The organism is Capnocytophaga genosp. AHN8471 (assembly GCF_016806945.1).
Taxonomy (GTDB): Bacteria; Bacteroidota; Bacteroidia; order Flavobacteriales; family Flavobacteriaceae; genus Capnocytophaga; species Capnocytophaga periodontitidis.
The window spans coordinates 97,079-109,095 of record NZ_JAESPJ010000030.1 but is presented as its reverse complement, the minus strand read 5'-3'; the positions used below and the strand labels follow the sequence as shown (position 1 = coordinate 109,095).

The window sequence follows — 12,017 nt, the reverse complement described above, 5'->3', positions numbered from 1 at the left end:
CATTATTTCAATATTTTTCTAATGTAATTGGCTTCGTGTATGTTTTGAGTAAGCGCTTCGGCTTGTTCAGTTTCAATAAGAATCTTAAAGGCTTCTAAGTTTTTAATATACTCATTCAGCGCTTTAAGTACATTGTTTTTGTTTTCCAAAAAGATAGGACACCACATTTGGGCATCGCTCTTTGCCAAACGCACGGTAGAGGCAAAACCGGTACTCGCCAAATCAAATATTTGAGCTTCGTCCTTTTCAATTTCTAAAACGGTCTTCCCCAGCATAAAGGAGCTTACGTGCGAAAGGTGCGACACGTAGGCGGTATGGAGGTCGTGATCGGCGGGTTGCATCATTTTCACGCGCATATTCAATGCTTTTACAATGCTTAAAGCGCGGTCTAACAATCGCCAATTACTTTTTTCTACTTCGCAGAGCGCCATTACCTTGCCGTCGAAAAGGTCGTAGAGCGCTGCCTCAGGTCCTGAATGCTCTGTACCTGCCATAGGGTGTGCCGCGACAAAATTTTGACGATGAGGATGAGTGGCTACTGCTTCACAAATATGCGATTTCACCGAACCTGCATCCATTACAAGGGTTTGTTCACCTATTTTATCGAGCACTTGTAGCAATACTTTGTGAATGTGATTCACGGGTACAGCTATGAGTACGAGGTCGGTATCGGTGAGGTGATTGTAATCGGTGTTTTCATCGATAATGCCTAAATCTAAGGCTTTTTGTATATGAGCGGGGTTGAGGTCGATGCCTGCAATGGTGTACCCCAAACGTTTTTTCAATTCTAAGGCAAAGGAGCCCCCAATGAGCCCTAAACCTATAATAACAGCTTTTTTCAAAAGTGAATAGTTTAAAGTGAATAGTTAAAAATGAGTGCGTTACAAATCGTATTCGTAGTATGAGACGTTGCGAGTATCAAATAGGGCATAAGGATTTAGGAGGGGTTGTGCCAGATGTCGCACATTCCAAAAAGTAGCCGAGTCTATTTTCTGAGAGTTAGTGAGTTGATAAATGAGTTGGCTCAAAGAGGGAAAAATTGGTTTTTCGAGTTCTAATACCAAAAAGACATCAGTATTGATAAAATGTTCACGCCCAAGAGGTTTGCTTTTTAGGGCTGTATGTTGTTCTATAAAACTGTTATAGAGTTTTTTAGCTTCTTGTACATCTACGGTTTCGCCTGCTTCGGCTCTTTCCAAGAGGTTGAGAAGGTTTTCAAAAGCTTTGAGCATCTCTTGATAGTCGTAGAAAGTAGTAGCTTGTGTATTGTCTTCCATCAAATGGTCACCAGCAGCGATGATGCTGTTTTGCAAGAGTGCATTTAGCCGTGATTGCATCGTAAGAAGGTGGTTAGCACGCCTTTCAAAGTTGCCTATTTTTTGTTCAACAAAGCTACCTTGCAGAGGTTTATTGAAATCAGCAATAATACTCTCGCGCGCTTCCATTATAGCAATTACATTGGCTCTTAGTGCTTTATATGCGTTCTCTACATCGCGCTTTTCAAAACCTAATATATTAGGCACTCCTTGTGAAAGATTGTCTTTTTTGAGATTTTTCAGAAGAGTATTTTTAGTAGAAAGTTCAGGGGGTGTTTTGCCTTTTTTCACTGCTTCTAAAGCACTGTTAATTTCTCGCAACTTATCAGGAGCAGCTGCCTCATTATAGCAAGCTGCCACTAAAGTATTGCAAAAATTATAAAAATTGATAATTGCAAGATCTTCATTTTCTTCGCTTATATATACTTCTTCATCTTCCATTTCTTGATTGTAAAGAGCACTATTATCACTATCATCAGCAGTAAAAAAAGAATCTAAATCCCAATCAGGAAGTGAGAAAGTAGGGTTGTTGCCTTCTATAAGAACATAAGCCGTGAAAGTAACGCCCAAGGCTATAAGGATATTTCGGAGTGTTTTCATAGTTAAAAATGAAAAATGAAAGCACAAAAGTAAAAAATAATTTGCAAAATTCCAAATTACCAAATTTGCTCATTTGCCAATCATTTCATATCTTTGCCCTCATTATTAGGTTACTCGTAATTTATTGTTGCTATGAACCGCCGCAATCTCACTTTTATAATATGCCTCATCTTATCGGTTTTTATCTGGTCGTTAGTAAAACTTTCTAAAAATTTACTTAGGGAAGTATCTATCCCTGTGATAGTTATCAATCCTCCTACCAACGAGGTATTACTGCCTTCTGCCCCTAACTTCGTGAGAATTATAGTTGAAGGCAATGGCTTTTCTCTACTGAAATCCTACCGACAAAACCCTACCCTTACTGTAGATTTTACCGACCTACAAGAGGTAGGCGAACACTTTTATACACTTTCTAAAAACAGTAAAGACAAACTGAGCAATACTTATCTTGCAAACTTCAAAATACGCTCGGTAGTCTCCGATACACTACAACTGTATTTAGCGCCTAAACACACTAAAAAAATCCCCGTAGTGGTACATCTAAACGTGGAATACCCTAAAGAATACCAACTTACAGAATTAAGGCTCTCTCCTGATTCGGTAGTGGCTTCGGGTAGCCAAAAAGTAATAGACACACTCTCTCAGGTTGTTTTTCACTATCATAGCAAACGCCCTATAAAGGATAATTTTAGTGAGACTTACACCCTTAAAAGCACCCCTTTGGTACATTTCAACGCTCATAAAATAGCGATGCAGGCCTTTGTAGATAAGGTAAGCGAGCAAGAGTTGCGAGTACCTGTGAAAGTGATGGGCGTATCAAAAAACAGTCAAGTAAAAGTTTTTCCCGATGAGGTAAGCGTGCTCTGTACGGGGGAATTAAACCTACTTAAAACACTCACTCCTAACGATATAGAAGTAACTGCTGATATGTGCGAGGCTAACGCAGGGCATATTCCACTACAAATCAGCACTCATAAACGACGGATAAAGGTGGTACTAATGAACGAAACAACGGTTGATTTTCTCATACGCAAAGAATGATGGTAGTAGGACTTACAGGAGGTATTGGCAGTGGCAAGAGCACGATAGCCAAAGCATTTGCTGCCTTAGGTATCGCGGTATTCAATTCAGATGAACAAGCTAAAGCACTCATCGCTAACAATGCGCAGGTAAAGAAACACATTATCGCTGCTTTTGGTGAGGAGGCTTACCAAAATGGAGAATATAACCGCGCTTATATCGCCCAAATTGTGTTTAACAATTCTGAGAAATTGGCGATACTCAACGGCATTGTACATCCTGCTCTTGCAAAATATTTTAATCAGTGGGCAAAGAAGCAAACTTCACCTTATGTACTGAAAGAAGCCGCTATCCTCTTTGAAAGTGGAAGCTACAAGGATTGTGATTATATCATTACGGTTACAGCACCTGAGGAGGTGCGCATTGCCCGCGTAATGGCGCGCGATCATTGCACCGAAGCCCAAGTGCACGCGCGTATGGCACAACAATGGAGTGATGCCCAACGCATTGCCCTCTCGGATGCGGTGATTGAGAACGTTGATTTAGAAAGTGCCAAAGAACAAGTAAAGAGAATTAATTACGAGTTACGAGTTACGAATGACGAGTTACGAATGACGAAAGCATTTGTTAATTGTTAATTGTTAATTGAAAAAGATTATCATTATATCAACCCTTATTATTGCCTTTTTGGGCTTTACTTACGCTCTTTACGCCTTTCTGATGCAGATAGGGGTAGACGAGGGTTATGAACCTATACAACCTATTCACTTCTCTCATAAAATTCACGCAGGTGATAACCAAATCGATTGTAAATATTGCCACTCAGGAGCGCGGACTTCGGCAGTAGCAGGCGTGCCCTCACTGAATGTGTGTATGGGCTGCCACAACACCATCTCGGAATATGAGGGGGAAGAGGATCTCGCTAATGGTTACACCAAAGAATTTTACACCAAAGAAATCAAAAAATTATACGAAGCAGTGGGCTGGGACGAACAGAAATTTCGATATATAGGCACTCCTAAAGGGGTGCAGTGGGTGCGCATTCACAAACTCCCCGACTTTACTTATTTCAATCACAGTCAGCACGTAACAGTGGGTGGATTGGAATGTCAGAAATGTCACGGCGAAGTACAACAAATGGAGGTGGTACACCAGCATGCTCCGCTTACAATGGGGTGGTGTATAGAGTGCCACCGCCAAATGCCTATAAATGCTAACAACCCTTATTATCAGCACTATGAAGAAGTGCATAAAGCTTTGGCTAAAAAGCTAAATGTTAGCAAACTAACAGTTGCCGAAATGGGAGGCTTAGAATGTGCTAAATGCCACTATTGATAATTACGAATGACGAGTTACGAATGACGAGTTACAAATTACGAGCTACGAATGACGAATGAGAATATACATAATATATCAACATCACGGCGGGATTTCCTAAAATTCTTAGGTTTTTCTACAGCGGCGGTTGCCTTAGCAGGTTGCGAAGGGGCGGTACACAAAACGATTCCGTATGTGATACAGCCCGAAAGTATTGTAGCAGGTGAAGCCAATTACTACGCTACTTGTATCGCCGATGGTTTTGACTTTGCCAGCGTACTGGTGAAAACTCGCGAAGGGCGACCCATTGCTGTATTGCGCAACCCTGAAGCCAAAGCAGGAGGGGCAGTGAATGCAAGGATATTGGCATCGGTATTGAGTTTGTATGACGAAAATAGGAAACCTCGCACCATTGCAGGGGATGGCTTTTGGCAGAAAATTAAGACCGATACCCTTTCTGCCTTAGAGAAAGCAAAAGCTGAAGGCAAGCAAATTGTGATGCTCAGTCAAACACTCGCAAGTCCGTCGAGTTATGCTCTTGTAGAACTATTAAAAGAAAAATACCCTACCTTTAAGCTCGTTGAATACGATACCATATCAGAAGATGCTATTCTCACCGCTTTTGAATGGCGCTATGGATTGCGTGCAATGCCCGATTACGATTTCAGCAAGGCAAAGCTCATCGTTTCATTTGATGCCGATTTCTTGGGCGATTGGAATGGCGGGGGCTATGAAGCAGGCTATGCGCAAGGGCGTATTCCCAGCAAAGCAAACGGAATGTCGCGCCATATTCAGTTAGAAGCCAACCTCAGCCTTACAGGCGCTAATGCCGATGAGCGTATCGCACTCACTCCTGACCAAGTGAAAAAAGCATTAGCTTACTGTTTCCAATACCTAAAAGGTTTTGAGGAGAATGAGCAATTTCATTTCCCAACCTCTATTATAGAAAAAGAGGAGAATAAAGTTACTATTGAAGACAAAATAAAGAAAATAGCTTCCGAACTCAAAAAAGCGGGTAGCAAAGCCTTAGTAGTAACAGGTATTGATAGCGTTGAAGCTCAATTAATCGCTTTTGCTATCAATGAACATCTCCAAAGTGAAGCTTTCTCGCCTCAAACTCCCGTGCTTACCCGTAAAGGTAATGTTAAAGCTCTACAACAGCTACTCACCGATATGAACGAAGGTAAGGTAGGTGCTCTCTTTATCAACAATCTCAACCTCTTATACTGTTTGCCTAACGCCGAAGTGTTTGCTACAGGCTTGAAGAAAGTACCTTTTTCGGTATCCTTTGCGATGCGCGCTGATGAAACTGCCCAGCAAACGACCCTTTGGGCACCTCAACCTCATTATTTAGAGTCGTGGGGCGATGTAGAATTTAAATACGGGCACTACGGACTGATGCAGCCTTGTATACGTCCGCTTTTCAACACCAAACAATGGCAAGACTGTTTTTTGCAATGGATAGGACACAAGGAGAGTTATTACGATTTTATCAAAGCTCATTGGGAAGCCCATATTTTAAAGGGATTTTCTTGGGAACAAGCCCTACACGACGGCACATTTGTAAAAGAAGATATAAAATCTTTTGAGTTGCCAAAAGAAGAAAAAATCCCTTCACTGAGGAAACCGCCTATGACCCTCACACGAGAGGAAACTTTAAGGCTAATAGGCACAGTACTTCCCAGAGAATTAGTAGAAACATCTTTTGAACTCACCCTCTATACCAGCACTGCTTTGGGAGACGGACAGCAAGCTAACAATCCTTGGCTACAAGAGCTTCCCGACCCTATCCACCGCACTACGTGGGATAACTTCCTCACGATGCACCCCAGCGATGCCCAACGTCTAAGTATTGAGAATTGGCATACTGCTGATGGTGCTTTGGACGGGCATCAGGCGAAAATCAGTGGTAACGGCAAAAGTATCATCGCTCCCGTACTCATCACCCCTGCACAAGCACAAGGCAGTGTGGGGCTTGCCTTAGGTTATGGGCGTAAGGCAGGCATACAAGCCGAAATGCAAATAGGAGTGAATGCCTTTCCTCTTTATAAAGACCATTGTAAAAACCAAGGCGTACACATAGAAAAAGCAGACGGCACACACGAATTTGCCTGCTTGCAACTGCAAAATGAATTGGTAGGGCGTAAAAATATTCTTAAAGAAATCAGTTTAGATACTTTCTTAAACTCCTCTGCCGAAGTGTGGAATCCTCAACCCCCTAAAACAAAGAAAGACCCTACTACCCCACATTACTTTAAACTCTCTATCGACCTGAATGCTTGCACGGGTTGTGCGGCTTGTGTGATCGCTTGCCACGCCGAGAACAATGTGCCCGTAGTAGGCAAAGAAGAAGTGCGTCGCTCGCGCGATATGCACTGGTTGCGCATCGATCGTTATGAATCAAGAGAAAACGAACAAAGGTGCGTAGGCTTTCAGCCCGTGATGTGTCAGCATTGTAATAATGCCCCTTGTGAGACCGTTTGCCCTGTAATCGCTACCGCTCACGGACAGCAAGGACAAAACCAAATGGCTTACAACCGCTGTGTAGGTACGCGTTATTGCGCCAACAACTGCCCCTATAAAGTGCGTAGGTTCAACTGGTTTCAGTATAGTGAAAACAAGCAGTTCAACTACAATATGAACAGCAAAATAGGGCGTATGGTGCTCAACCCCGATGTAACGGTACGTTCGCGAGGGGTAATGGAAAAGTGTTCCCTCTGTATCCAGAACACCCAAGCGGTGATTCTAAAAGCCAAAAGAGAAGGTCGTGCGGTTGCCCCAGGAGAGTTCAACAATGTAGTAGCTTGTGCAGCTGCTTGTAATACAGGGGCTATGGTATTTGGCGATACTAACGAAGAAGGAAGCAAAATTGCCCAACTCAGTGCCAGCGAACGTATGTATCAGCTTTTAGCAGAGCTGGGAACAGACCCTAATGTGGTGTATCAAGTAAAAGTAGTGAATAGTGAAAAATGAAAAGTAAATGGTAAATAAATCCTATCATACCATCAGTGAAGATATAGCGCGCCCCATTGAAGGTCGTGCTTCGCGTGCGTGGTGGATTGCCTTTGGGATTACCCTCCTTGCGACCCTCTGGGGGGTATGGGCAATATGGGTAACCTTGCGCGACGGCATAGGCGCGTGGGGGCTCAACAAAAGCGTAGGCTGGGCGTGGGACATCACCAACTTTGTGTGGTGGATAGGTATCGGGCACGCGGGAACGCTCATCTCGGCGGTATTGTTGCTCTTTCGTCAACAGTGGCGGGTAGCTATCAATCGCTCAGCTGAAGCAATGACTATCTTTGCGGTGTTGCAAGCGAGTATCTTCCCGATATTGCATTTAGGTAGACCGTGGTTATTGCATTTCAACTTGCCTATTCCTAACCAATACGGCTCGTTGTGGGACAATTTCAACTCGCCTTTGCTATGGGATGTGTTTGCTATTGCTACCTATTTTTCTGTATCCTTAGTGTTTTGGTGGGTGGGCTTACTTCCCGATTTTGCTATGTTGCGCGACCGTGCTCTCAAGCCTTTTCAGAAGAAGATTTACAGCTTGCTGAGTTTTGGGTGGAGTGGTCGCGCCAAAGATTGGCAACGTATGGAAGAAACAATGTTGCTCTTGGCAGGTATTGCCACTCCGTTAGTCATTTCGGTGCATACTATTGTCTCTTTTGATTTTGCTACTTCGGTGGTCTCTGGTTGGCACACTACTATCTTCCCGCCCTACTTTGTAGCAGGAGCTATCTTTTCGGGTTTTGCAATGGTGAGTTTGCTACTGATTATCTTGCGCAAAGTATGTAAGTTAGAAGCTTATATCACCCTGAAACACATTGAGCTGATGAACATTGTAATGTTAGTTGCAGGTAGTATTGTAGCGGTTGCTTACCTCACCGAGTTTTTTATGGTAATGCGCTCTCACTCAGAATTTGAACAATACGTATTTCGCAATCGTGCTACAGGTGCTTACGCGTGGGCATTCTGGACGATGATTATTTGCAATGTAGTCCTCCCCCAATTGCTATGGTTCAAAAAGTTACGACGTAGTATCACTTTCTCTGTATGTGTTGCTTTGGTGGTATGTGTAGGGATGTGGTTCGAGCGCTTTGTGATTATCGTTACCTCACTACACCGCGGTTATCTGCCGTCGTCGTGGACGATGTTCAGTCCTACGTGGGTGGATATAGGGATATTTGTAGGCACTTTGGGATTTTTCTTTTTGTTGTTCTTATTATATGCAAGGAGTTTCCCAATGATTGCACAAGCAGAAGTGAAAGGGGGTAGGTCTCAGGTGTCAGGGAACAGATGTCAGGGGACAGGTGTTAGCAGGCAGGAGTCTCTTAACTCTTATCTCTTAACTCTTACCTCTCCTGAAGAGCTTTTAGATAAAATAAAAGAATTAAAATCAGAAGGCAGGGAAATTCAAGAAGTATATACGCCTTTCTATGTACACGGTTTAGACGAAGTCTTGGGGCTTAAGCGCACTCGCTTAGGAAAAGCTACTTTCCTATACGGACTCATAGGCTTGTTTTTCGGGTGTTGGCTCACCTATTTCACAATGATAAAAGACTGGCCTATGGATATTGGCGGAAAGCCTAATGCCACTTTCTGGCAAAATCTCCCCGCTTTTGTACCCGTAATATTCGAGTTGGTTGTATATTTTGCAGCGCATCTATTGGTGATTAGTTTCTTTATCAGAAGTAGGTTATATCCATTCAAAAAAGCTGAAAATCCTATAAAGAGAAGTAGTGATGATAAATTTGTAATTCAGGTAAGAGATAACAATTAACAATTAAGAAATAATAATTAACAAATAATGGGATATGTTGATATTCATATAATATATATATTTTGTCGCTACACTTTGACAAAGTTTAAGACTTTGTCAAAGTCCCTAATGTATGTATTGCTAACGTTATTGGTAGTTGGTTGTAGGAACAAACAAGAGCGCAATATTGAGTTTATGCCCGATATGTATGAGAGTCCTGCTTATAAAACTTATGAAGTCGCACCGCTCTCCCCTCCTGAGCACACTGTAAAAAGAGGTGAGTTGCCCTACCGCTACCCTAATACCATTGAGGGTTATGAGCAAGCCAAAGCACAATTGCACAACCCTTTAGCAACTGATACCCTACAGCAAACTCAAAACCTCACCAATGGCAAAGAACTTTACGGCATCTATTGCGCGCTCTGTCACGGTGAGAAAGGCGACGGCAAAGGAGTTTTAGTGCAAAGGGAGAAATTTTTTGGAGTGCCTAATTATAAAAATAGAGATTTTACGGAGGGAAGTATTTATCACGTAATTTACTACGGACGCAATGCTATGCCCGCTTTTGCTACTCAACTCAGTGAGAAAGAACGCTGGCAAGTAACAATGTACGTAGAACAGATAAGAGGTAACAAGTAACAGGTAAAGGTATGACACTATTCACTATTCACTATTCACTATTCACTTTGTTGTTTGTAGCGCTTACATCGGTAGGGGTATTGGTATTTTATGCTATCAATAAAGTCACACACGCTGAGTGGGCTATGAGTTTGTACCCTATAATGAAGCGTATCACAACACCTTTATGGTTAGTGTTATTAGTTTTGTTAGGGGTGTTGTATATAGTGCATCGCGAACCTTATTTTCTGTTGCGTGCTGTGGGCTATATGGCAGTATGGGTGGGGTATTGCCATACTTTAAAAAAGTTTAAGAGCTTAACGCCTCACGTACTATTCTTAGTTATTTTCTTTCTTACCGAAACTCCAATGGCGTGGGATTGGTTTTTGAGTCTTACTCCCGAATGGCATAGTACCCTCTTTGCGTGGCAATTGCTCAGCAGTTTTCTGCTTTCAGGCATTGCCCTCATTACCTTATTTAGCAAGCCAGAGCACTATCACGATTTAGGAAAATACCTCTTTGGATTCTCTATTTTTTGGGCGTATTTGTGGTTCTCACAATATATGCTGATATGGTACGCCAATATCCCTGAAGAAACTATTTATTACCAAACCCTTCTTAGCAAAGGCTATGGAGAGGCTATTGTAGCAATGCTCATTCTCAGTTTTGTACTACCTTTTCTCATCTTGCTTTCCTCACGAGCCAAACAAAAAAAGCTGCTCCTTTTTGGAACAGCTATTCTTATATTATTAGGGCAATACCTCAATTTCTATTTAATGGTAATGCCGTTTGTAAAATAATTTGTGACCACAAGGGGACTCGAACCTCTATCTTCAGAACCGGAATCTGACATTCTATCCATTGAACTATGCGGCCCTTCTTTAAAATGTATACTACTATGACAATAATTTCTTTACAATATCCGAAATCAATTTGCCGTCGGCTTTACCTGCTAATTGCTTAGTAGCTACGCCCATTACCTTGCCCATATCTTTAGGGCTTGTAGCACCTACTTGGGCGATAATGCCTTTCAACGCTTCTTCTACTTCGGCTTCACTAAGCTGGGCTGGCAAGAATTTTTCTATTACTGCCATTTGTGCCAATTCAGGTTCAGCTAAATCATTGCGACCTTGCTGGGTGTAGAGCGCGGCGCTATCTTTGCGCTGTTTTACTAATTTTTGCAAGAGTTTAAGCTCGTCGGCTTCTGATAGTTCTTCAGAGGCTCCTGCTTCGGTTCTGGCTAACAATATAGCCGATTTAATGGCTCTTAGCGATTCTAAAGCTACGGTATCTTTGGCTTTCATCGCTTCTTTGAGCGCTTCCATTACTTTAGTTTGTAAACTCATAATTCATTTAGTGTTTTGTGGGGCAAAAGTAAAGCAATATTTCTAATTTGCCAACACTTCTCCCCTATTTTTATTTCCAACGAAGGGTTTCCATTATGCGGCGCATATCTTTCTGCAAATAATTACTCGCTGGTTGTACCGAGTCGTAGTTAGGTTCTACATTAAAATAAATAGAGCCCGAAATGAAGTGTTTTACACTATCGGTGGCGTAAAACTGTGATTGTGAAGCTGCATTGCCATACACTTGATAGAACATACCGTACACTTTGGTCGTATCGTTCACAAAAGTGGTTGCGGCAATATTATCGGCTTTTACGGTGTGCTTGTACGTAAAGTTTTGTGCATCGGTGAGGAGTTTGCGTATATTGCCATCTACATTTTTGTAAGTGAGGTAAATCGTTGCTTTCATTGTGGGATAATTGATATTCACATCACAAGAGTTGGCTTTGTGTTCTATAGCCGAAAAAGTGTTTGCCTCAAAAGTAAACGGACAGTTAGGCAAGTTGGTAACTCTGCTATAAGCTGCTTGAGGGTAATCTAAGCGGAGTCCACCTTTAGGTTTGGGCAACACATCGTTGGCACAAGCGGCTATCGCCAATGCCCCTATAAGGATTAAAATACTGTAAATAAGTGTTTTCATTAGATTCAATAGCAAAAAACCTCAGCGCAACTGCTAAGGTTTTCTAGTAATTTTAAAATTTATATAATGAGAAACTATTTAGCTTCTGCATTTTCGGCTTTGTGCTCGCCGTCTTTTTTGCAGCAAGATTTCTTTTTACCATCTTTGCTGCACTCTTTTTTATCGGCTTCTTTACCGTCTTTTTTGCAGCAAGATTTTTTCTTACCGTCTTTGCTACATTCTTTTTTCTCGCCGTCTTTATCACAAGACTTTTTCACTTTCACGCCACCGTTACCATCTTGGTCTACGATAAGAGATTTAGCTACTTTATTGAGATTAAGGGTCATAGCCCCTGCGTTTGTACTGAACGCGAACATAGCGAATGCTACAAGCATTAATTTAAAAGTGTTTTTCATACA

At 42.0% G+C, this 12,017-nt stretch carries 12 protein-coding genes and 1 tRNA gene; 7 read left to right on the top strand and 6 right to left on the bottom strand.

Annotation, left to right across the window (positions count from 1 at the left end):
* Nucleotides 1–2: 2 nt before the first annotated feature.
* Nucleotides 3–842, bottom strand: coding sequence for a prephenate dehydrogenase (locus tag JMN12_RS13270; RefSeq protein ID WP_203139699.1), 840 nt, complete (start codon nucleotides 840–842; stop codon nucleotides 3–5).
* 39 nt (nucleotides 843–881) lie between these two features.
* The gene (locus tag JMN12_RS13265) at nucleotides 882–1,916 is read right to left on the bottom strand and encodes a hypothetical protein (protein ID WP_203139697.1); all 1,035 of its coding nucleotides are present in this window, start codon (nucleotides 1,914–1,916) and stop codon (nucleotides 882–884) included.
* 132 nt (nucleotides 1,917–2,048) lie between these two features.
* On the opposite strand from JMN12_RS13265, the gene JMN12_RS13260 reads away from it, so the two are divergent.
* The 7 genes from JMN12_RS13260 (at nucleotide 2,049) to JMN12_RS13230 (ending at nucleotide 10,433) form a co-directional block, all read left to right on the top strand.
* Nucleotides 2,049–2,957: a hypothetical protein gene (locus JMN12_RS13260; RefSeq protein ID WP_034555924.1), complete on the top strand. Its 909-nt coding sequence runs from the start codon at nucleotides 2,049–2,051 to the stop codon at nucleotides 2,955–2,957.
* Nucleotides 2,954–3,574, top strand: a complete 621-nt coding sequence (gene coaE / locus JMN12_RS13255; protein WP_203139695.1) for a dephospho-CoA kinase — start codon at nucleotides 2,954–2,956, stop codon at nucleotides 3,572–3,574. Before JMN12_RS13260 ends, coaE begins: the two co-directional genes overlap by 4 nt.
* A 7-nt stretch (nucleotides 3,575–3,581) precedes the next feature.
* Nucleotides 3,582–4,271, top strand: coding sequence for a cytochrome c3 family protein (locus tag JMN12_RS13250; protein WP_203139693.1), 690 nt, complete (start codon nucleotides 3,582–3,584; stop codon nucleotides 4,269–4,271).
* A 51-nt stretch (nucleotides 4,272–4,322) separates the two neighbouring features.
* Nucleotides 4,323–7,226 carry a 4Fe-4S dicluster domain-containing protein gene (locus JMN12_RS13245; protein WP_203139691.1) on the top strand — a complete coding sequence of 968 codons (2,904 nt, stop codon included), beginning with the start codon at nucleotides 4,323–4,325 and terminating at the stop codon, nucleotides 7,224–7,226.
* Between the two features lie 7 nt (nucleotides 7,227–7,233).
* Nucleotides 7,234–9,036 (top strand): quinol:electron acceptor oxidoreductase subunit ActD, encoded by a 1,803-nt coding sequence (locus JMN12_RS13240; protein ID WP_203139689.1) that lies wholly within the window; start codon nucleotides 7,234–7,236, stop codon nucleotides 9,034–9,036.
* A 108-nt stretch (nucleotides 9,037–9,144) separates the two neighbouring features.
* Nucleotides 9,145–9,654: a c-type cytochrome gene (locus tag JMN12_RS13235; protein WP_203139688.1), complete on the top strand. Its 510-nt coding sequence runs from the start codon at nucleotides 9,145–9,147 to the stop codon at nucleotides 9,652–9,654.
* An 11-nt stretch (nucleotides 9,655–9,665) separates the two neighbouring features.
* A complete protein-coding gene (locus JMN12_RS13230; protein ID WP_203080715.1) occupies nucleotides 9,666–10,433 on the top strand; it encodes a hypothetical protein in 768 nt (255 codons plus the stop codon).
* Nucleotides 10,434–10,437: 4 nt separating this feature from the next.
* Here the strand turns inward: JMN12_RS13230 and JMN12_RS13225 are convergent.
* The 4 genes from JMN12_RS13225 to JMN12_RS13210 all read right to left on the bottom strand — a co-directional run bounded on the left by JMN12_RS13225 (nucleotide 10,438) and on the right by JMN12_RS13210 (nucleotide 12,014).
* Nucleotides 10,438–10,509: transfer RNA gene (locus tag JMN12_RS13225), tRNA-Arg, on the bottom strand.
* Nucleotides 10,510–10,529: 20 nt separating this feature from the next.
* The gene (locus JMN12_RS13220) at nucleotides 10,530–10,979 is read right to left on the bottom strand and encodes a GatB/YqeY domain-containing protein (protein WP_009414102.1); all 450 of its coding nucleotides are present in this window, start codon (nucleotides 10,977–10,979) and stop codon (nucleotides 10,530–10,532) included.
* A 70-nt stretch (nucleotides 10,980–11,049) separates the two neighbouring features.
* Nucleotides 11,050–11,619 carry a gliding motility lipoprotein GldD gene (gldD, locus tag JMN12_RS13215; protein WP_203080714.1) on the bottom strand — a complete coding sequence of 190 codons (570 nt, stop codon included), beginning with the start codon at nucleotides 11,617–11,619 and terminating at the stop codon, nucleotides 11,050–11,052.
* A gap of 74 nt (nucleotides 11,620–11,693) precedes the next feature.
* Nucleotides 11,694–12,014 carry a hypothetical protein gene (locus JMN12_RS13210; protein WP_009414104.1) on the bottom strand — a complete coding sequence of 107 codons (321 nt, stop codon included), beginning with the start codon at nucleotides 12,012–12,014 and terminating at the stop codon, nucleotides 11,694–11,696.
* Nucleotides 12,015–12,017: the final 3 nt, after the last annotated feature.

What these genes read in the sequence shown, in the direction of transcription:
- JMN12_RS13265 (WP_203139697.1), bottom strand. Translation starts at nt 1,916, where the DNA reads ATGAAAACACTCCGAAATATCCTTATAGCCTTGGGCGTTACTTTCACG.
- JMN12_RS13260 (WP_034555924.1), top strand. Translation starts at nt 2,049, where the DNA reads ATGAACCGCCGCAATCTCACTTTTATAATATGCCTCATCTTATCGGTT.
- coaE (WP_203139695.1), top strand. Translation starts at nt 2,954, where the DNA reads ATGATGGTAGTAGGACTTACAGGAGGTATTGGCAGTGGCAAGAGCACG.
- JMN12_RS13245 (WP_203139691.1), top strand. Translation starts at nt 4,323, where the DNA reads ATGACGAATGAGAATATACATAATATATCAACATCACGGCGGGATTTC.
- JMN12_RS13240 (WP_203139689.1), top strand. Translation starts at nt 7,234, where the DNA reads ATGGTAAATAAATCCTATCATACCATCAGTGAAGATATAGCGCGCCCC.
- JMN12_RS13235 (WP_203139688.1), top strand. Translation starts at nt 9,145, where the DNA reads ATGTATGTATTGCTAACGTTATTGGTAGTTGGTTGTAGGAACAAACAA.
- JMN12_RS13230 (WP_203080715.1), top strand. Translation starts at nt 9,666, where the DNA reads ATGACACTATTCACTATTCACTATTCACTATTCACTTTGTTGTTTGTA.
- JMN12_RS13220 (WP_009414102.1), bottom strand. Translation starts at nt 10,979, where the DNA reads ATGAGTTTACAAACTAAAGTAATGGAAGCGCTCAAAGAAGCGATGAAA.
- gldD (WP_203080714.1), bottom strand. Translation starts at nt 11,619, where the DNA reads ATGAAAACACTTATTTACAGTATTTTAATCCTTATAGGGGCATTGGCG.
- JMN12_RS13210 (WP_009414104.1), bottom strand. Translation starts at nt 12,014, where the DNA reads ATGAAAAACACTTTTAAATTAATGCTTGTAGCATTCGCTATGTTCGCG.